The 18,883-nt window shown below is 38.6% G+C and carries 23 protein-coding genes; 1 reads left to right on the forward strand and 22 read right to left on the reverse strand.

All coding sequences use genetic code 11. From position 1 onward, the window contains the following. Nucleotides 1-24: 24 nt before the first annotated feature. The 12 genes from KQ486_RS00490 to KQ486_RS00545 all read right to left on the reverse strand — a co-directional run bounded on the left by KQ486_RS00490 (nt 25) and on the right by KQ486_RS00545 (nt 11,128). Entirely contained in the window at nt 25-531 is a 507-nt protein-coding gene (locus tag KQ486_RS00490) for a cell wall elongation regulator TseB-like domain-containing protein (protein WP_144158900.1), read from the reverse strand. Between the two features lie 103 nt (nt 532-634). Then, on the reverse strand, nt 635-1,381 hold the full coding sequence (locus KQ486_RS00495; protein WP_216686490.1) for a hypothetical protein: 747 nt from the start codon (nt 1,379-1,381) through the stop codon (nt 635-637). Between the two features lie 40 nt (nt 1,382-1,421). Further along, nucleotides 1,422-4,103: a helicase C-terminal domain-containing protein gene (locus tag KQ486_RS00500; RefSeq protein ID WP_216686491.1), complete on the reverse strand. Its 2,682-nt coding sequence runs from the start codon at nt 4,101-4,103 to the stop codon at nt 1,422-1,424. Nucleotides 4,104-4,165: 62 nt separating this feature from the next. Then, on the reverse strand, nt 4,166-4,549 hold the full coding sequence (panD, locus tag KQ486_RS00505) for an aspartate 1-decarboxylase (protein ID WP_144158891.1): 384 nt from the start codon (nt 4,547-4,549) through the stop codon (nt 4,166-4,168). Then, entirely contained in the window at nt 4,549-5,430 is an 882-nt protein-coding gene (gene panC / locus KQ486_RS00510) for a pantoate--beta-alanine ligase (protein ID WP_216686492.1), read from the reverse strand. Before panC ends, panD begins: the two co-directional genes overlap by 1 nt. Further along, entirely contained in the window at nt 5,427-6,263 is an 837-nt protein-coding gene (gene panB / locus KQ486_RS00515) for a 3-methyl-2-oxobutanoate hydroxymethyltransferase (protein ID WP_216686493.1), read from the reverse strand. Before panB ends, panC begins: the two co-directional genes overlap by 4 nt. A gap of 14 nt (nt 6,264-6,277) precedes the next feature. Then, a complete protein-coding gene (locus KQ486_RS00520) occupies nt 6,278-7,249 on the reverse strand; it encodes a biotin--[acetyl-CoA-carboxylase] ligase (protein ID WP_144158882.1) in 972 nt (323 codons plus the stop codon). Then, on the reverse strand, nt 7,225-8,430 hold the full coding sequence (locus KQ486_RS00525) for a CCA tRNA nucleotidyltransferase (protein ID WP_216686494.1): 1,206 nt from the start codon (nt 8,428-8,430) through the stop codon (nt 7,225-7,227). The genes KQ486_RS00520 and KQ486_RS00525 overlap by 25 nt, the downstream gene beginning before the upstream one ends. 15 nt (nt 8,431-8,445) lie before the next feature. Continuing rightward, nucleotides 8,446-9,567 (reverse strand): N-acetyl-alpha-D-glucosaminyl L-malate synthase BshA, encoded by a 1,122-nt coding sequence (gene bshA, locus KQ486_RS00530; RefSeq protein ID WP_144160126.1) that lies wholly within the window; start codon nt 9,565-9,567, stop codon nt 8,446-8,448. Further along, nucleotides 9,560-9,976: a methylglyoxal synthase gene (gene mgsA, locus KQ486_RS00535; protein WP_144158877.1), complete on the reverse strand. Its 417-nt coding sequence runs from the start codon at nt 9,974-9,976 to the stop codon at nt 9,560-9,562. The genes bshA and mgsA overlap by 8 nt, the downstream gene beginning before the upstream one ends. A gap of 11 nt (nt 9,977-9,987) precedes the next feature. Then, the gene (gene dapB / locus KQ486_RS00540; protein WP_144158874.1) at nt 9,988-10,791 is read right to left on the reverse strand and encodes a 4-hydroxy-tetrahydrodipicolinate reductase; all 804 of its coding nucleotides are present in this window, start codon (nt 10,789-10,791) and stop codon (nt 9,988-9,990) included. Then, nucleotides 10,784-11,128 carry a nucleotide pyrophosphohydrolase gene (locus tag KQ486_RS00545; protein WP_144158871.1) on the reverse strand — a complete coding sequence of 115 codons (345 nt, stop codon included), beginning with the start codon at nt 11,126-11,128 and terminating at the stop codon, nt 10,784-10,786. Before KQ486_RS00545 ends, dapB begins: the two co-directional genes overlap by 8 nt. A gap of 135 nt (nt 11,129-11,263) precedes the next feature. On the opposite strand from KQ486_RS00545, the gene KQ486_RS00550 reads away from it, so the two are divergent. After that, nucleotides 11,264-12,136 (forward strand): YitT family protein, encoded by an 873-nt coding sequence (locus KQ486_RS00550; RefSeq protein ID WP_144158868.1) that lies wholly within the window; start codon nt 11,264-11,266, stop codon nt 12,134-12,136. A gap of 65 nt (nt 12,137-12,201) precedes the next feature. Here KQ486_RS00550 and KQ486_RS00555 read toward each other — a convergent pair whose 3' ends face one another. The 10 genes from KQ486_RS00555 to KQ486_RS00600 all read right to left on the reverse strand — a co-directional run bounded on the left by KQ486_RS00555 (nt 12,202) and on the right by KQ486_RS00600 (nt 18,869). Next, nucleotides 12,202-12,657, reverse strand: a complete 456-nt coding sequence (locus KQ486_RS00555) for a hypothetical protein (protein ID WP_144158865.1) — start codon at nt 12,655-12,657, stop codon at nt 12,202-12,204. 91 nt (nt 12,658-12,748) lie between these two features. Continuing rightward, nucleotides 12,749-13,429, reverse strand: coding sequence for a zinc metallopeptidase (locus tag KQ486_RS00560; RefSeq protein ID WP_144158862.1), 681 nt, complete (start codon nt 13,427-13,429; stop codon nt 12,749-12,751). A gap of 42 nt (nt 13,430-13,471) precedes the next feature. Next, nucleotides 13,472-13,660 (reverse strand): hypothetical protein, encoded by a 189-nt coding sequence (locus tag KQ486_RS00565; protein ID WP_216686495.1) that lies wholly within the window; start codon nt 13,658-13,660, stop codon nt 13,472-13,474. 39 nt (nt 13,661-13,699) lie between these two features. Then, complete coding sequence (lhaT, locus tag KQ486_RS00570; protein WP_144158857.1) at nt 13,700-14,284, reverse strand: lipoprotein heptaprenylglyceryl N-acetyltransferase LhaT; 585 nt, start codon at nt 14,282-14,284, stop codon at nt 13,700-13,702. 96 nt (nt 14,285-14,380) lie between these two features. Then, on the reverse strand, nt 14,381-15,217 hold the full coding sequence (locus tag KQ486_RS00575; protein ID WP_144158854.1) for a menaquinol-cytochrome c reductase cytochrome b/c subunit: 837 nt from the start codon (nt 15,215-15,217) through the stop codon (nt 14,381-14,383). Nucleotides 15,218-15,252: 35 nt separating this feature from the next. Beyond that, the gene (gene qcrB, locus KQ486_RS00580; protein WP_144158851.1) at nt 15,253-15,927 is read right to left on the reverse strand and encodes a menaquinol-cytochrome c reductase cytochrome b subunit; all 675 of its coding nucleotides are present in this window, start codon (nt 15,925-15,927) and stop codon (nt 15,253-15,255) included. Between the two features lie 3 nt (nt 15,928-15,930). Next, nucleotides 15,931-16,440 carry a QcrA and Rieske domain-containing protein gene (locus KQ486_RS00585; RefSeq protein WP_144158848.1) on the reverse strand — a complete coding sequence of 170 codons (510 nt, stop codon included), beginning with the start codon at nt 16,438-16,440 and terminating at the stop codon, nt 15,931-15,933. 133 nt (nt 16,441-16,573) lie between these two features. Continuing rightward, nucleotides 16,574-17,035: a DUF2487 family protein gene (locus KQ486_RS00590; RefSeq protein ID WP_144158845.1), complete on the reverse strand. Its 462-nt coding sequence runs from the start codon at nt 17,033-17,035 to the stop codon at nt 16,574-16,576. Nucleotides 17,036-17,050: 15 nt separating this feature from the next. Further along, on the reverse strand, nt 17,051-17,599 hold the full coding sequence (locus KQ486_RS00595) for a ReoY family proteolytic degradation factor (RefSeq protein WP_144158842.1): 549 nt from the start codon (nt 17,597-17,599) through the stop codon (nt 17,051-17,053). Between the two features lie 16 nt (nt 17,600-17,615). Continuing rightward, on the reverse strand, nt 17,616-18,869 hold the full coding sequence (locus tag KQ486_RS00600) for a tetratricopeptide repeat protein (protein WP_186278484.1): 1,254 nt from the start codon (nt 18,867-18,869) through the stop codon (nt 17,616-17,618). Between the last annotated feature and the right edge of the window lie 14 nt (nt 18,870-18,883).

The following is an 18,883-nucleotide window of genomic DNA, read 5'->3' on the forward strand; positions in this document are numbered from 1 at the left end:
CACCACTCCTTCATTTCGATTTCATTATTCTTTTTGAAACGAGATTGAATCGTAAATTTCTCCGTCACTAAAATGGAAGTTCTGGAAGTAATATTGCTCACTCGTTGTGTAGATCACTTCCCAAATAAAACGATCTTGGATAATTCCTGGTGAGATGGACACGAGTTCACAGTTCGTGCATTGAGAAGACCATTGGTTCAGCATCTCTTCTTTTGTCAACCCGTTCTCTTGCTCAAGTGTTTTCATTTCTTCAACTTTTTCTGTCTTTGGTACAAATACATAGTAAGCCTTATCTTCATTATTTTTACCTAAATAGACAAAATAAGATGATTCACCATTGAATTCAAACGATTCATCTACGGACTCAATTGGACCGTGCTCAAGAGCAATTTCCGCTACACGTTCCATGTGATCCTTATGATCTTTCTTTGTGTTATAAGATGTAACCATGAGAATACTGAAAAGAGCAACCAAGAACAAAACGATCAGTGTAATAATCCCGATGACAATATATTTTTTCTTTATTTGCATTTCTGTGGAACCTACCTTGCGTTTTCTTTAGACTATTTAAGCACACTGTTCATTATAACAGTAATCAACAATTTTTTTCATTGTTTTCACCCAAATTCATTGGTTATCGTCTGACAAGGAAGATTCGATAAGGATTATTTCCTAATTCTATATGAACAGATAGTTGATTGGTTAAAAAGAACGCTTCAATCCACTCCTTTGAAAACACGTCATTCAGTAACCTCATTTGTTTTTTCTTCGCTTTTTCCTGAATGACTGCAACGCGTGGATCCAGTTTATCCAAGAATCCTATATCTAAATCTGATTCATAAATATATGAAGGAACATAAACGACGGTCGTTCGGTCGCTGTACTGCTTGACCGACGAAGTTTCATACCAATAGGCAGAAAAGTTATCACGCTTTAATTCCAGGTTTCCTGTTATTCCATGTTTGGATGGATAATACTTCACTTGGTATTCATCGTTAAAATGGACGGATTTTTCTTTCGATAAATCGATGACTTGGACATCTTTTTGATTCACTGTACAAGTTTTTGATCGTTCGGGAATTATTAATTGGTCCACAGAATATTTTTTTGTGAGAAATGTTAAGTTTCCACAGTTGTGCTCATCGATTTTCGTAATAACAATTCCACGAATTGTATAATCATCCCATTGATCTAATTGGTTTAAAATTTGTTGTCGATCAAGTTCATGCCCTGTGTTGAATAAATAGATATCCGTCTCATTCACTTTCAGGAAAGCAATATTCCCTTCATTCAGTGGATAGTAAATTAATTCATCATTATGATCCGTTTGAAATAGCGGAAAAGAAGTTATACCGATTAGTAGAGCAAGAATTAGTTTCAATGGCTTCACCTATCCATAAAGATTTCTGACATCCCTCTTATCATCTGTCATTGTCTTTATCATATGAGAGCCATTTTTTTGCATGGTCAATCATTTGCGGCGTATCTTCATAAAGTACAGCAGTTTCACCAAGTGATTGGATGAATTGCTTCCCATAATGCTTACTCATGATCCGTTTGTCCAAAATGATTAATAATCCGCGATCTCCAGAATGTCTGATTAATCGTCCAAATGCCTGACGAAATCGTGTAATTGCTAGTGGTAAGGCTAGCTGCTCAAAAGGATTTTCTTTTTGTTGTTTAAGCAAATTCCACTTCGCCTGGAATACGGGGTGATTCGGCGACTCAAATGGAAGCCGAGCCATGCAAATAATCTTATCGGTATCATTTAGAAGATCTACGCCTTCCCAAAATGAATTCGTTCCCAATAATATGCCATCATCCGTTTCTTCAAAAAGTTTTTTCAATTTATCTCTACTGCTGGATTGAATCCCTTGAGCCAATATCGTCATTGTACGAGATGTTGGTTGCAACCGTTCGTACGTATCTTTTAATAACTGATGAGACGTGAATAACACGAGCATTTTTTTATTCGTTTGTGCATGAAAGCGATCGACAAACGAAGCGACGTGTTGTGCGTAGGTTTTCGCGCTTACATCCGTTATATTCGGGAAATCTGCAGGAATCAAAACTTCTGAACGATTCGCATAGGAACTTGGTAATGGATATATGGAAGTAGGCGTTTCTTCTGGTAAACCAATCTGTGTTAAAAAATGTTGAAACGAATTTTTTAATTGTAAAGTAGAACTCATGAAAACGACACTATTCGTGTATTGCTCATACCAATTATTTAACTGCTCACTCAAGTCAAGTTGCTCAATATTTAATGAGGCTGCATTTTTGGCCCCTTGTTGATCAATTTCAATCCAACGTACCATCTTCTTTCCTTGATGGAAAAACGTTGTTAAAAAGTCTATAATTTCTTCTAACTGTCGATTCGCTTTCATTTGAATGGAACGTTCAAGATCCGTTTTTAAATATTTTTTCAGCATTGAATTCCGTAACTGGTCGCAACTTAACAAGAATTGATTTAATTGTTCACGAATTTCACCGCTGAAAATCATCTCTAAAGCTTCTTCATCAACAGAAAGTTGGATTTTTCCGGTGTCTGATACTGGGTCCTTTGGCGAGTGAAGAAAATCAACCGCCTGATAAATAAGCCTAAAAAAAGAGTCTGCATTTACTTTGGCAGTTTCAATCACCTCGCCCATACCGATTCGAGCAAGTGACTGAAACAACTGTAATGTGGAAATATAGTCAATTTGATTTGATAGTTGGTTTCTTGTGACATTTTCAAACTGATGAGCTTCATCTACTATAATCTGTCTACTTGGTGGAATTGCTTTTCTTCCTTTTTTAAAGTCAGCTGTCAAAAATGCATGGTTTACAATAACAATCGATGCATTTTTCGCTCTTTCTTTGGCGGAAAAAAAATAAGATGATTGGTCCGTAGGTTCATCATCATGATCACAAGAGATCAATTTCCAAATATCTTGGCCTCGAGATGGTAATTGCAGCTCTTCTACATCACCCGTTTCCGTTTCTGTTAACCAGACGAGAATAATCGCTAACGATAACGTAATATCAAAATTGGATGCATCCTTAATGGAGCGGTCGTAAAATGCCTTAAATCTTCGCACATGCAAATAATTATGAGGACTCTTCAGTAGTGCAAGACTCCCAGCTGGAAATAATTCCGGAAAGCGTTCGCTATAACGCTCAATTTGTTTTTGAAGCTGCAAGGTGTATGTACTGATGATCGTACGGACATCATACTTACGGCTATATGCATAGGCAGCTAATAAATAAGCTAACGTTTTCCCTAATCCTGAAGGTGCCTCGATCACCCGATGCTGTCTCATCTGAAAGCCTTGGTAAATCTCACCAGCAATTTCTTGCTGACCTTCACGCTTTTCAAACAAAGGACCTGACAAAGTTTCATTCAAAAAGTAATTAAAATCACTAAGTTCTATGTCGTTTTCCTTGCCAATACTATTACTCTGCTTGATCGCCAATCCATAACGAAAATCAAGCGCATAATTCGAGTCATTATGTTTTCTTTTTTCATTGATCAAATCATCGAAGAAAAACTCCGTGTCCGTTTGAAAATTACTAATTAACGGCTTCAGTTGTAGCAGTGTTTCTAGTGGGAGTCCATTCATTTTTTGAACGATTTCCAGAAAAATAAGAGCCGTTACATATGCATCAGATAGCGCACGATGTGGTTTGAAATGCTTGATGTTTAAATAATTTGTCAAATCTTGAAGTCGATAACCGGGTGCCGAAGGGAAAAAAACACGTGACAATTCCACTGTATCGATGACTGCACAAGCAATCGGAGAGTGTCCCGCTTTAACCAAACTTTGATTTAAAAACTCATAATCAAAATGAACCGGATGTGCAATGAAAAAGCAATCATCAAAGTAAGGTAAGATTTCAGGGATCACTTCCTTGAATGTCGGGGCGTCGACTAAATCGCTTTCGTTGATTCCTGTCAATTGTGATACGAACGGTGGAATCGACCCATTCGGTCTGACATGTGTTTCATACTCATCGATAATTTTGCCGTCTTCGATAACCACAATGCCAATTTCTATAATTTCGTCTCCGTTTTTTACCGAGTTTCCCGTCGTTTCTAAATCGACTGATACAAACCGAGTCATTTTTCTCCTCCTCTCTACCATTAATAGTAACTAACAAAACAAACTCCCACTTGAAATGGGAGTTATAGGATCATTAATGGCGGTTCCTCTTCAAGCTGCTGTTCAATTTGATTATTTTCATTCAAAATAGCGATGGATGGTTTGTGGTCGCTAAGTTCCTTCGCATCAACTTGGACATATGAAATAATAATAACATGATCCCCCGGTTGAAACTTCCGTGCTGCAGCTCCATTCAGACAAATGATCCCGCTGTTTGGTTCACCGGCGATCACATAGGTTTCAATCCGCTCACCATTATTATTATTGACAATCTGAACCTTTTCATGAGGCAAGATGCCTACCTCTTTCAACAATGTAGAATCAATTGTGATGCTTCCAACATAGTTTAAGTTTGCTTCTGTCACTGTCGCTCTATGAAGCTTTGCGTTCATCATGGTATGGATCATTATTTTTTGTCACTCCTGTAGATTTCTTCGCCCGATTGATCAAGAATGAGATTATCAATTAACCGGGCATTCTCATAATACACAGCTACCGCTAATATGACCGAATCATTTTCATTTATTAAAGGCTGTAAATCTGGGTAAGTCAAACAATTCACGTAATCAACCTTACCACTGATCCGTTCTCGGAGTATATGTTCCATATAGTCGATCACTTGATCGCGCGACCAATATTCATTGGAACGAATGTATTGTTGGCCAGCACGCAACGCTTGATAGATATTCGTTGCATCCTTTCGCTCTTCAGGAGATAAACGAACATTTCGACTGCTTAAGGCCAATCCATCTGGCTCACGTATAGTTGGAACAGGAACAAGTGTAATATCGAAGTTTAATTCCTCAATTAATGCTTCAACGACTGCTACTTGTTGTGCATCTTTTATTCCGAAATAAGTCTTTGTTGGTTGAATGATCAAAAATAATTTTGAAAGGACTTTCAGAACTCCTTCGAAATGACCTGGTCTACTTGCTCCACAAAGAACGTCCTGTCTACTGAGAAGACTCATTTGGACAACGCTTTGTTTAGGGTACATTTCTTCGACGCTCGGATGAAAAACAATATCAACACCTTCTGCTTCCAAAAGTGCAGTGTCTCGAGCTAAATCTCTTGGATAAGTAGCTAAATCACTCGATTGATTGAATTGTAATGGATTTACGAAAATACTGACGACGACTAAGTCATTTTCTTTCCTTGCATTTTTCACCAATTGCAGATGGCCTTCGTGCAAAAAGCCCATTGTAGCCACGAAGCCGATCGACTGCCCATTCTGTCGAGCGGCTTGCGATTTGTCTCTCATTTCTTTGATCGTTTCAATGTGTATCATTTTTCTCCACCATACAACCCATCAAGCACATCATCGTCAATGGCATATGTATGCTCATCAGACGGAAAAGCAGTCGTTTTTACTTCGTTTATGTAGCTTCTAATAGCCTGATCGATACTTTCATTTAAATTGGTTTGTGGTTTCACGAATTTCGCTAGACGGTCGACACCGTATTGCAAGAGATCATGATAGACAAGCACTTGCCCATCTGTTCCATTCCCTGCTCCAATACCAATTGTCGGCACTTTGGAGTTCTTAGTTACATTCGTGGCAAGTTTCGCAGGAACACATTCAAGAACAATAGAAATAACACCTGCTTCATTTAAAGCGACAGCATCTTCAATTAATTGTCTCGCTTCTTCTGTTGTTTTACCTTGAACACGATAGCCACCCAACACTTGGAATGTTTGAGGTGTCAGTCCGATATGCCCGACCACTGGAATGCCTGCTTGTGTCAGTTTACGAATAATTGGCACAAGTTCTTTTCCGCCTTCTAATTTCACTGCATCTGCACCAGCTTCCTGAACAATACGAGCAGCATTTCTCATCGCATCTGCTTCGGAAATATGAAAAGACATAAAAGGCAAATCAACTACGGTAAATGTATTGGGTGCCCCGCGCTTCACGGCTTTTCCGTGATGAATCATGTCATCTACTGTCACGGGAATCGTTGAGTCGTAGCCAAGGACAACCATCCCCAACGAATCTCCTACTAAGATCATGTCAACACCTGCTGTTTCTGCTGTTTTGGCAGATGGATAATCATAGGCCGTTAACATGGTAATTTTTTCATTTTCCCGTTTCATTTTTTCGAAACTCCGTCTTGTTTTCAAAATCAATGCCTCCTTCACCAATATATTTCTGCCGAATACAATGCTGTTTGTTTTCCATATTCATCTTCGATAAGAAGAGCGCCATCGTGTTGAATTCCAACAAATTTCGCTTGGAAAGAATCTTTTGTCTTTATTGTCAACCATTCATTTAATCGGTAAGCGTGCTGCTCCCACTCTCTCTTGATCGGTTGAAATCCTTCTTTTATAAATGTATCATACTTTTCTTCCAACCGCTGTGCAACCTCATGAAAAACATGTGCTAAATCGTTTGCCTTACCCGTTTCAATCTTTAAGGATGTCACTTTATCTCTAAGTTCTTCAGGAAAATGTTCTCGCTCTTGATTAATATTCATTCCGATTCCAAGCAATATATATTCAATTTGATCTTGTTCAGCTTGCATTTCGGTCAAAATTCCCGTTAATTTAAAACCTCTCGAAAAAACATCGTTCGGCCACTTAATTTTAACGTCAAGACCTAAATGACGAAAGGTTTCAACCAACGCAACTGCAGCAACCAGTGTTAATTGGTTGGCATCTTTGGGTTCAAGAGATGTAGGCCTTAAAATAACAGTAAACCAAAGTCCGTGCTTGTCCTCAGAATGCCATTGTCTTTTAAGCCTGCCACGACCTTTCGTTTGATGATCAGCGATAATGACGGTCCCGTGTGGTGCATCCTCTCTCGCTAAGTCGTGACCTGAAAATTGAGTTGAATCGATAGATTTATGGTGAATCAAGTTTTTTCCAAGCCAATTTGTAGAAAGACCCCATTGTAAGGAAGAGGCTGATAATTCACTCGGAACCCCTGTAATACGGTACCCTTTGTTTCTTACTGCTTCAATTTGATAGCCAACTTTCTTCAACTCATTCATATGCTTCCAGATCGCTGACCTGGAAATGCCGAGTTGCTTAGATAAACTTTCACCTGATACATACGTATCTGAATGATTTGAAAGCAACTCGATTAGTTTTGTCCGGTTTGATTCCATGCTTTCACTTGTCCTTCCAATGTATCTTTTTGATTCTGTAACTCCCCACAAAGTACTAAATGTTCTAATTCACGGAGATAATCACTGATCCATTTTCCTTGTTTCCGTTCAGGGAATAGACGAATCAAGTCAGTACCATTAATCGCCAAGTCGCTCTTTTGCTGAATGGGCAATTGATCGTACATTGAATAAAGTTCTTCTAACACATACGATTTCCCTGCAACGAAGCGAACAAAATCGTTCCATGGTTGGATGTGCTCATACGTCAATTGATACAGGAGGCCTTTTGTTAAACCCTGTTCTTGATGTTTGTCAAAAGCTTCATAAATAATAGTCGCTTTTCGTTTGACTGCGTTAGACAGTTTATAGGCTTTTACCCATGTTGAAATTGATATCGACGGGTCCATATAGTGAAAGTAAGCGACCAAAACAGCTGCATCGGCAATTGGTTCTGAAAGTTGTTCATGTACCAGTGAAAAAACATTCTCATTCATTCCAAATATCGGCAATTGTTGGTAAAGAGATGTTTCGTTTAAATAATCCAGCGCTTTGCCAACACCCATTCCGCCGAACATTTTGGTCAATTCCACTGTAATTCGTTCTACAGAAATCGCCTCTAAAAGTGTACGGTTTTCCTTGATAGCGGTAATGACCTCATCATCGATGCTGAAATTCAATTGACTGGAGAATCGAATGGCCCGTAACATCCGAAGTGCGTCCTCGCTGAAACGGTCTTGTGCATATCTAACGGTCTGGATTCGTTTTAGTTTTAAGTCCTGCAGGCCATTAAATGGATCGATAATCTTACCATCAAGACCCATAGCCATAGCATTAATAGTGAAATCTCTTCGACTTAAGTCTTCTTCGATATTCTCTACAAAAAACACTTGTTCTGGATGGCGGTGATCTTTATACTCCCCTTCTGTCCGATAAGTCGTTACTTCATAGGATTCATCACCCAATAAAACCAATATCGTTCCATGATCGATGCCAACAGGTACGGTTCGATCAAATAAACGTTGAACGGTGTATGGATCGGCATTCGTGGCCAGATCAATATCCCCAATCGGTCGTTTCAATTGATAATCACGCACGGACCCACCCACAAAGAAACACTCATATCCATTATTATTGAATGTATGTATAATTGGTGCCGCTTGATTGAATGGTTTACCAACCATAGGATCTACCGCCTTCTATACTTCATAATAAATATTCTCATAGCGCTTAATAATTTGTTCAGCATCAAATAACTCTTTTACACGAGCCTTGGAAAGAAGGGATTGCCGTTTCCACTCGGACTCTTCGGATAATAGATGAATGGCTCTCTTGCTCATGGTTTCAACATCGCCAACTTCACAAATATACCCTGTTTCTCCATCATCGATCACTTCAGGGATTCCACCGGTGTTCGACCCAATAGATGGTACTCCAGAGATCATAGCTTCCAAAAGCACCAGTCCAAAACTCTCCTTCTCAGAAACCAATAGATTTAAATCACTCATTGCGAATAAATCATGTATATTGTCCTGTCTCCCCATAAAAATAACTTTATCTTGTAAACCTAGATTTTGAACAAGTTGATATGCATCTCCATATTCTGGTCCATCGCCCACTAAAAGAAGTTTTGTTTTAATCGATTGCTGGACTCGGTGAAAAACATGAATGACATCTTGAACTCTCTTCACTTTACGAAAGTTAGAGATATGAATCATTACTTTTTCGTCTGATTGAATATTCAGTCTTCTTTTTAATTTATCAGTATCACTCGGTTCCTCCAGCTTGTCTGTATCGATAAAATTATGAACAACTTGAATTTCTTTTTGTATATTCAATAATTTCTTTGTTTGATCTCTTAAACTATAAGAAACAGCGGTGACTGCATCTGACTCTTCGATACCAAAACGAATTAAATTAGTCAAACTCGGATCAATTCCCAGCACGGTAATATCTGTACCGTGAAGAGTCGTAATGACACGAACATCTTTTTTAGCCATTTGTTTCGCCAACAACGCACAAATTGCATGAGGCATAGCATAGTGGGCATGAATAATATCTAATTGTTCACGATCGATGACCTCAGCGATTTTACTGGCCAGTGATAAATCATAAGGTGGATGCTTAAATACCGGATAATTTGCAACATCCACTTCATGAAAAAAGATATTTGGGTCTAGACGTTTTAAGCGAAACGGCATTGTCTGTGAAATGAAATGAATTTCATAATCATGATCCGATAAGTGCATACCTAGTTCAGTTGCTACCACGCCAGATCCCCCGACTGTTGGATAGCAAACGATACCTATTTTTTTATTCATCATATAGGGATGTTGACTCCTTGACGTTTCTCCAATCAAGCCATCCGCTTTGAATGCCTCGTATCATAATTTCAGCAGATGCTTCGTTGGTTGCGAGAGGGATTCGATATACATCGCATAATCTTAATAATGCAGTCACATCTGGTTCATGTGGCTGAGCTGTCAATGGATCTCTAAAGAAAACAACCAAATCTAAATCATTGGCTGCGATTTTAGCACCGATTTGCTGGTCGCCACCTAATGGACCTGATTGAAACCGATGAACATCCAACCCAATCTCTTCTTGAATCATTTTTCCTGTTGTACCTGTAGCAAACAATTCATAATCACTAAAGATATCTTTGTAAGCTGTAACGAAATTGAGTAAATTTCTTTTTCTTTTGTCATGTGCGATTAATGCGATTTTCATTATTTCACAACCTATTCCATTAAGTTTTCAAGTCCATAAACGAAATCTTCACGGTTCACAACTTCATTGACCGCAAATTCAACACCACTCATAAACGAAGCTCTATCTGCTGAATTATGATTAATGGTTAAAGTTTGTCCACTCATTCCAAACACAACCTCTTGCTGTGCAATATACCCTGGGAGTCGCATGCTATGAATTTTCATCCCATCCACATCAGCTCCTCGTGCTCCTTCAATCGTTTCTTTTTCATCTGGGTGGCCTTGTTTATGCTTTTCCCTTACTTCTTGAATGAGCTTAGCTGTTTTGACTGCTGTTCCAGATGGCGCATCCAGCTTATTGTCATGATGTTTTTCAATAATTTCCACATCAGGAAAATATTTAGCAGCCTCTTTCGCAAACCGCATCATTAAAATAGCACCAATCGCAAAATTCGGTGCAATGACAATGCCTGTTGCATTCGACGTACTTAAGTCTTTAAGTTCTTGCAACTGATCTTCCGAAAATCCAGAAGTACCAACCACTGGACGTACGTGATGAATCAGTGCTTGCTTCGCATGGTGATACCCGGCCTCAGGGTTCGTCAATTCGATTAATACATCAGCATTCACCTGATCGAATGCTTCCGTCGCATCTGTGAAAATAGGTGCATCGAATGCCGGCAGACCTTCTAGATCACGTAGTTTCTTTCCATTATTCTTCCGGTCGATACAACCGACTAAATGAAAATGGTCCGTTCGTTCAATTAATGCTAAAGCTTCTTGCCCCATTTTACCGCGGGGACCGGCAACGATCATATTAATGGTCTTATTCATGTTGATTCTCCTTCTTCGTCCAACGATTTTGGTCTCTTTGTTCTATTTTTGACATACTTCGATCAAATGCTTCATCAAGCTGAATGCCAAGTGAATTAGCTAGTGTTACCAACACAAAATAAACATCACCTAGCTCATCTTCAATCGATTTCTCTTTTTCTGTTGATTTTTTTGGCTTTTCTCCGTAGTAATGATTAATTTCTCGAGCTAGCTCACCCATTTCTTCAGTAAACCTAGCCATCATAGAAAGTGGAGAAAAATAACCCTCTTCAAATTGACTGATAAACCGATCAACACGTTCTTGAGATTCTTTCAATGTTACTGATTGTTTCTCCATGATATACGTCTCCTTCATGAAAACATCTAATCATATGGTAGCTAAACAGACGAATTTTGACAAATCATTAAACTTTGTTTGATGAATCTGATTTATTTGTCTATAATATTCTGGAGATATGTTTGGAGTGGTTAAATGAAAATACCGATTAAAATGAAGAATACACTGTTTATTATCATTGGTTCTGCAATCTTTTCATTCGGAGTCGTCAATTTCAACATGGCGAACAATTTAACAGAAGGTGGATTTACCGGTATCACCCTTCTATTATACTTTCTATTTTCTTGGGATCCCGCAATTATGAACCTTGTTCTGAATATCCCGGTATTTATTGTAGGGTGGCGTTTATTAGGAGTGTCGACGTTTATTTATACGGTAATCGGAACAGTTATGGTTTCTGTATTTCTATGGGTATTTCAAATCTTTCCGTACGGTTTTTCGTTACAAAACGATATGACATTGGCAGCATTGTTTGCCGGTTCCTTTATTGGTGTAGGATTGGGAATTATTTTCCGCTATGGAGGTACAACTGGCGGAGTCGACATCATTGCCCGGCTAGTCAATAAATATGTTGGCTGGGGAATGGGACGAACGATGTTTTTGTTTGATGCTGTCGTTATTGTTGCATCCGTGATTCTTTATCTAAATGAAATTGAAGGAATGTATACGTTAGTTGCCGTATTTATCGCCGCTCGAGTGATTGATTTCATGGTAGATGGTGCTTACGCTGCAAGAGGTGCATTGATTGTATCAGAGCACCAAGATGCAATTGCCAGTAAGATATTGAAGGATATGGATCGTGGAGTGACGCTCTTACATGGAAGTGGAAGTTACACAGGCGAAGATAAGAGAGTTATTTACTGTGTAGTCGGACGAAATGAGATTATTCGATTGAAAAATTTAATTAACGAAATTGACCCACATGCCTTCGTTTCCATGATGACTGTTCATGACGTTCTAGGAGAAGGATTCACTCTGGATGAAAATAAAAATCCGATTGATTCATAATTTCATTGCCTGAATGAAGTTGCAAACGCCTCTTTATTCAGGCATTTTAATGTTATAAATTAGGTTTACAAATCATCCACGAATGATGAAACATGCTTCTTCACTTTTTTCTTTTCGTCGGCTGATAATGTTTTGCTAAACTGCTCAAAGTTTTCTTGCGGAATGAATATCGTTAATGGTGTTGTGGTTGTCTTCTTTTGTTCGTTTCCATCCTCGAACTGTGTCACTGTTGATTTTTCGAAATAGGAATGAATAATCTCTGTATGCAAATAACGCCCCTCTGCGTCATAATAATCCTTAATCGCTTTGATTGTTGTATTGATATGATTCTCACTCCTCTCAGTCGTTGTTATGGAATTTATTTTCTCATAACCCTTCCTTTCAAACATCCCTTCTTCGTTTGCTTCAAGACTTTCTGATACAAACACTTCGATATGTTCGGTTACTTCTGTTTCACTGCAAGCTGTTAACATTATATTGAGTGATAAAATTAAGAGTATGTATTTTGAATATGATTTCATCAGCATCATCCCTCTAATAAAAAATGGCATACCAGTATGTAACGCCTAGTATGCCATGTATGAATATTAATTTTTTTCCTGCTTCAGGTTATTAGTTATCACTGTTTAAATACAACAGAACAAAACGGAGAAGCTCCATAACTGCTACTGCTGCTGCAGCAACATATGTTAAAGCTGCGGCATTCAATACTTTCTTCGTTTCACGATGTTCACTACTTGTCACAACGCCTGTTGAGACCAGTTGATTCATCGCTCGGTTAGAAGCATCAAATTCAACAGGTAATGTGACCAACTGGAACAGTACGGCAAAAGCCATTAGGACGATTCCAGCTAGATAAAGTTCTCCGAGGCCAAGGAATATACCACCTAAAATCAAAAAGTACGACATATTGGAACCTAAACTCGCCATTGGAACCAAAGCCGTTCTAAAACGCAAGAATGCATAATCTTGCGCATGCTGGATAGCATGTCCTACCTCGTGAGCTGCAATGGCTGCAGCTGCTTGTGAAGGTCGGTGATAGTTATCCGACGATAATCGGACAACTTTTTGCCGTGGATCATAATGGTCGGATAGCACGCCCTTCGTTTCCTCAACGCGCACATCGTATAAACCATTATCCTGTAATATTTTTAAAGCGACATCTCTTCCAGTCATGCCAGAGGAGTTACGTACTTTTGAATATTTTTGATACGTTTTCTTTACTCTGTTACTCGCCCATAAGGGTAGTAGGAGCAATATTCCGAAATAAACTAACATTGAACCGATTGTCATAGTCGTTCCTCCCATATTTCTTTCTCTCTCTATAGGTCAATTTTAGTCAAATTCATCATCGTTTTCAACACTTTTGCTCTGTTGCGTCTGTTTATATTTTTTCCATGAAACGTAAATTAATGAACTGATAACAATGGTAAAAATAATGGCCACAATAAGAAAGAATTGTCCCCAGCTGGGCGTTCTGCTTAATGCAAAAAAAGAACTAATCAGATGCCATTTGTAATCCACAGCTCCACCCCTCTATAAGGCTTTGTTCATTTTATGCGCTTATAGTGTCCAATTAGAACGAGTGGATTTTATGCCATATCGATAGACGAGCCAAATTGAGAGTATACTTAACCAAAAGGTGAAATAACCGACATGGTTCATCGAATCGGTCAATTGGTGATAGATTGGCATCATACCATATACATAGTCAATGACATCATTGTGTAATGTCCAAATTGCCGCAACAACCAAGTGCTTCATTTCGATTCGATAAAATTTAGCATACAGTAATCCTTGTACAGCCATAGCTCCATGTGAAACGACCAACATTAAACCGACAGCGGATACAGAAGACAATTGAATAAATGTTAAACCATTCATAACAACAGCCCACACACCATATTTGAATAATGTCAGCATAGCTAAAGCTTCTATGTATTTAAAATTTCGTCCTAATAAGAAGCCAATTAAAACAATAACGAAAAACAAAGATGCTGTAGGAGAATCGGGAACGAAAGGAATAAAGATCGGTGGGGTTATCTCAAGCTGCCAACCATACCAAATGTACCCATATATTGTACCTAAGATGTTGATGATTAATAAAAGAATAAGAAACGTTCGATCCATCAATAAGTATTTAAACATGTATTTTTCAACCCGCACTTTCTTGAATGCTTATGTGAAAAAGACCGACAAAATCAATTAATCGATTTTGCCGGTCTACTTCTTTAAATTATTACTTTACTCAGAAGAATCTTCACCTTCATTGCTACTTTCAGAACCAGAGCTCTCTCCTTCTGAACCTTCACCGTCGGAATTGGTTGCGACGATAAATTCAGCAAGCTGGTTTAATTCTTCATCAGTGCCGCTAAACATGTCTGCAGGCATTTCTCCGATACCATTTTGTGCAATGTCTTTAATTGCTTCAGCATCGTATGGAAGACCTATTAATTCTGGAGCCATTCCAGGGACACCTTGCAAACTGTCACCGTGACAGCTCATACAGTTATTCGCATATACTTCATAACCTGCATGGTCTGTATCTACTTCAACTTCCGTCATATTTGCAACGGAATATTCAGCGCGCTCTTCCCAGTTAACTGCAGAAGCAGATTCATACGTTAACCAGATCACGGAAGTAACCGCTAAAAGCATAAGGATAACTGCAATTGGTCGTTGTGTCGGACGACGACCAGGTTTTGTATCTAGGAAAGGTGCAAGTAATAGTGCACCGAAAGCTAGTCCTGGAATTCCGATCGTACCGATTACCACATACTCTGCAGCCGCGTACTCATATTTCAACAGTTCATATAAAAACAAGAAATACCAGTCAGGCAACGGAATATAGCCTGATGTATTTGGATCTGCTTTAATCTCTAATGGAGATGGGTGAGCAGCAACCAAGCATAGAAAACCAATTAAGAATACAGCACCCACTAACCATTCTTTCAATAGAAAGTTTGGCCAAAATGGTTCTGTCCTACCAGGATATTCTGAATAGTCTTTTGGAATGGTTTGCTTTGGTCCCACTTTAATACGGGAATCGCCAACAAACTTCATACCTTTACCTTTTTGCACAGTGTTCCCTCCTTTTTGTATTCACTAAATATAACTTATAGTGGTCCGCTGATTCCTTGACGACGAATCATGATAAAGTGAGCTGCTAATAAACCAAATAAAACAGCTGGCAAGAAGAACACATGAATCGCAAAGAATCTGGTCAGGGTCTGTGCACCAACTATCGTAGGATCACCAGCTAGAAGCGTTTTAATCTCAGTTCCTATAAATGGTACACTTTCAGCAATTTCCAACCCAACTTGTGTAGCGAAAAATGCTTTGTTGTCCCATGGTAATAGGTAACCAGTAAACCCTAAACCTAAAATGACAAAGAATAATAATACACCAACAATCCAGTTCAATTCGCGAGGTTTTTTGTATGCACCTTGGAAAAACACACGCAGTGTATGTAAGAAAATCATAACGATTACTACACTGGCACCCCAGTGGTGCATTCCTCGAACGATCTGCCCGTGAGCAACTTCTGTTTGCAAGTAGCGAACAGATTCCCAAGCGTTTTCAATATCCGGTACATAGTACATCGTTAAAAACATACCAGATAGAATTTGAATGACGACAACGAAAAACGTTAATCCACCAAAACAATAAACAAAAGCTGAGAAATGGTGGGCTGGGTTTACGTGCTCAGGAACTTCGTGATCGGCAATATCACGCCAGATTGGCGTCACATCCAATCGTTCATCAATCCAGTCATAAATTTTGTTTAACACGTATTATGCCCCCCCTCTTGCATGCGTTTCTGGACTTAGATACAGTTTTCCTTCTTCAACCTTAAACGTATACTCATGTAATGGTTCAGTTGGAGGAGTACCTGCAATGTTTTCTCCTTCAGCGTTGTAACGACCATCATGACATGGGCAGAAAAACTCGTTTTCCTTTTCTGTCGCCCAGTCTACTGTACAACCTAAGTGCGTACATACTGGTGATAAAGCTAAAATATCACCATTACTGTCATAAAATACGAAAGCATTTTTTTCAACTTTCGATTCATACCAACCATCTGTTTGATCGACTTGGAATGAGACTTTCTGTGGTGTCTCCGTGATCTCATCTACGTCCAAAACGTAAACAAAGTCACCAGATTTCTCACCTTTCAATAGTGGATCTACTGCAAATCCAACCATCGGAGCTATCAATGCAGCACCCATAAAACCACCAACACCTGTTAAGGTATAGTTCAAAAATTGTCGACGAGAAACTTGGTTATTCTTTTTATTGCTCATTCTTTTCCCCCCTCTACCATCTGATGCAACGCATAGGGTCTTTCGTAACGATTATTTATTAGGACAATACAATGATAGCGTATCCCATCATTACGGTCAATAAAAATCCTATTTCGACGAAAATTTTTCAAAATTAAGACCAACTTTCTTTGATTAATTCTTCGATATCGATAATTTGAGATTGAATGACTTCACGAACTTCATTGGATTGTAAATTACCGTTTTTGATTGCCGGTAGCCATACTAATTCACCTTTTAATGAAGTTCCATGTTTACGCCATTGTTTATCAAACGTTAATAGAAACACTTCGTTGAAAGGTTGTTTTTTCACTTCATCGATCAGCTGATTGATTCGATCAATTTCATTTTCAATCAAACTATTATTTAAGTACGTATAAACCGGGAAAAGAAATAACCGGCCTTTCAATCTTTGTTCAAGTTGATGGGAATATAAAGTCATTAGCTCTTGTTGGAATGATGTCAAAATCATTTCTTGATCATCATCAATCGCATAAGGAACGAGTGGAATGATTGCTGTATCAATATATTCTTTTTCGGCAATATACATTTTTATATCTTCTTCAATATATTTCATATTATACTTCCCTTCTCATTCGGAGTGTTCTTTGTTGTGATTATTCAATAACTTGCTCCACTTTAGAAAAGCTTTCTCATCTCCCTGGTCTAATGCTTCATTCACCCTTTTTCGCAAGGATTGTCTCTTATTTTCTTGGGAGGTTGCCTGTAGAAATTGTTCGATCGCATGATAATCCGTGTTTTCTAAATAATAATCATCAGGTAGGTATGGATTTTCTTCTAATACTTCTGCATATTCAGCTGAATGACGGACGTCTTCAAATATGAATTCCACAAACAGTTCTTGATCTTGATTTAAACGAATGTCATGAAATGCTTTATCAACGTCTGTGGTCACAATATGCTCTTTGTAAAAGCGGAAGGGTCTATTTTCAGCCGCTTCGGTAGAAATAATGATACTTCGTGGTGTTAAGTGAGCTTCATAGATGAAATGAATGCGACTAAGCAATTGATCCCTTTTTGACATATATTGAAGTAACCACACGACTTCTCGCTGTTCTGGCGGATGTGTGGCTAAAAACCATTCAATGAAAGCCTTTTTCTTTTCAGAAGGTACTTGCATTTCGGCTCACCTGCCTTTACTCATTCGTCAAACGACTGACAAATTCACTAACCTCTTCATCTTCGGGACGAAACGTCAAATAACTTTCCAACAACGATAGACTTTGTTCGCGATTGCCTTCTTCGTTCATAAAGTAACCATATTCTTTTAAAAAGTCTGGTTGCTCTCGAAATGACGGATAAGCCTTTTCGTAGGCTTTCTTAGCTTCTTTAAACTGTTCCAGTTCGACAGAAACTTGAGCTTTTCGCCATAATAATAGGTCTGGGTAGGCTTCATAGCTTAACAGTTCATCCAATAAGTCATTTGCCGCCTCATAATCCAAATCATCTTCATATAGCTCTAGCAACCGTTCAGCAGCTTCTTCAAATCCAGGATCTAACGATAGAGATTGCTTCAAATACGCTTCTGCATCCTCTCGTCTTCCTAGCTCAACAGCGTACTCTGCTGCCAATAAGTATAATTCATTGTTGAATTCATCTTTTTGGATTCCCTGTTCTAATGCTTCAAAAGCCTCTTGTACGGCACCTTCTTCATGTAAGGAGGTTGCCAATAGGGGATAAACACTTGTATAGTCTTGGTCAATTTCAAGCAGTTTTCGCCAAGCTTCAATCGCTACCTGATATCTTTCCAATTGATAAGCTGTATATCCATATTTAAATAATTGATCTGGATGCTCCAGAGTAATCATTTCATAGTAACGTAATGCTTCTTCCCAATTACCCAGTGATGATAGTGATTCAGCCAATCGTTCCTTAACATTGACAATAGATACTTCTTCATCCAATCGTTCAATCCGTTCATAGTATGGAATGGCTTTTTGAAATTCACCATTTGAGAAAGCCAATTCAGCTAATGCCAAATCAATGATTGGCTCAGTGGGGGCGAGGTCTTTTGCTTCCAATAACTTCTGTTCCGATACTTCAAACAACCCTTGTGTTTGATATAAATCCGCTAATTGAACTAAAGCTGGCACATATGCTTCTTCCTCAGGACTGATGGCCTCCATTAACTCGATGACTTTCTCGTCATCACCGATATCGGTATATATTTCAGCCAATAGTAATTTAATATGTGAATCTTCTGGGTAAAGCAATAACATGTCTTCATAAATGGCTATGGCATCATTCATTAACCCCCAGTCTTGAAAAAGTTGGGCAATTTCTAGACGCTCCTCTTCTCCAGCACTCCGTTGATATTCCTGCAGGAGCTGAATTGCATCATTAATTTTGTCTTGGTCCTTCAATTGAAGTGCCTGATTAATAATATCCATTGTCATCGGTCACC

Origin of the sequence: Allobacillus halotolerans, from assembly GCF_018967645.1 — a bacterium.
GTDB classification, from domain to species: domain Bacteria; phylum Bacillota; class Bacilli; order Bacillales; family Alkalibacillaceae; genus Allobacillus; species Allobacillus halotolerans.

Coding starts and splice junctions, on each gene's coding strand:
- KQ486_RS00525 (WP_216686494.1), bottom strand. CDS start 8,430: ATGGTTGGTAAACCATTCAATCAAGCGGCACCAATTATACATACATTC.
- KQ486_RS00500 (WP_216686491.1), bottom strand. CDS start 4,103: ATGACTCGGTTTGTATCAGTCGATTTAGAAACGACGGGAAACTCGGTA.
- KQ486_RS00490 (WP_144158900.1), bottom strand. CDS start 531: ATGCAAATAAAGAAAAAATATATTGTCATCGGGATTATTACACTGATC.
- panD (WP_144158891.1), bottom strand. CDS start 4,549: ATGATCCATACCATGATGAACGCAAAGCTTCATAGAGCGACAGTGACA.
- KQ486_RS00560 (WP_144158862.1), bottom strand. CDS start 13,429: ATGACAATCGGTTCAATGTTAGTTTATTTCGGAATATTGCTCCTACTA.
- KQ486_RS00585 (WP_144158848.1), bottom strand. CDS start 16,440: ATGAGCAATAAAAAGAATAACCAAGTTTCTCGTCGACAATTTTTGAAC.
- KQ486_RS00590 (WP_144158845.1), bottom strand. CDS start 17,035: ATGAAATATATTGAAGAAGATATAAAAATGTATATTGCCGAAAAAGAA.
- KQ486_RS00520 (WP_144158882.1), bottom strand. CDS start 7,249: ATGGAATCAAACCGGACAAAACTAATCGAGTTGCTTTCAAATCATTCA.
- lhaT (WP_144158857.1), bottom strand. CDS start 14,284: ATGTTTAAATACTTATTGATGGATCGAACGTTTCTTATTCTTTTATTA.
- KQ486_RS00595 (WP_144158842.1), bottom strand. CDS start 17,599: ATGCAAGTACCTTCTGAAAAGAAAAAGGCTTTCATTGAATGGTTTTTA.
- KQ486_RS00555 (WP_144158865.1), bottom strand. CDS start 12,657: ATGAAATCATATTCAAAATACATACTCTTAATTTTATCACTCAATATA.
- bshA (WP_144160126.1), bottom strand. CDS start 9,567: ATGAATAAAAAAATAGGTATCGTTTGCTATCCAACAGTCGGGGGATCT.
- dapB (WP_144158874.1), bottom strand. CDS start 10,791: ATGAATAAGACCATTAATATGATCGTTGCCGGTCCCCGCGGTAAAATG.
- KQ486_RS00600 (WP_186278484.1), bottom strand. CDS start 18,869: ATGGATATTATTAATCAGGCACTTCAATTGAAGGACCAAGACAAAATT.
- mgsA (WP_144158877.1), bottom strand. CDS start 9,976: ATGAAAATCGCATTAATCGCACATGACAAAAGAAAAAGAAATTTACTC.
- panC (WP_216686492.1), bottom strand. CDS start 5,430: ATGATACACATTGAAACGATCAAAGAAATGAGAGACAAATCGCAAGCC.
- KQ486_RS00550 (WP_144158868.1), top strand. CDS start 11,264: ATGAAAATACCGATTAAAATGAAGAATACACTGTTTATTATCATTGGT.
- KQ486_RS00545 (WP_144158871.1), bottom strand. CDS start 11,128: ATGGAGAAACAATCAGTAACATTGAAAGAATCTCAAGAACGTGTTGAT.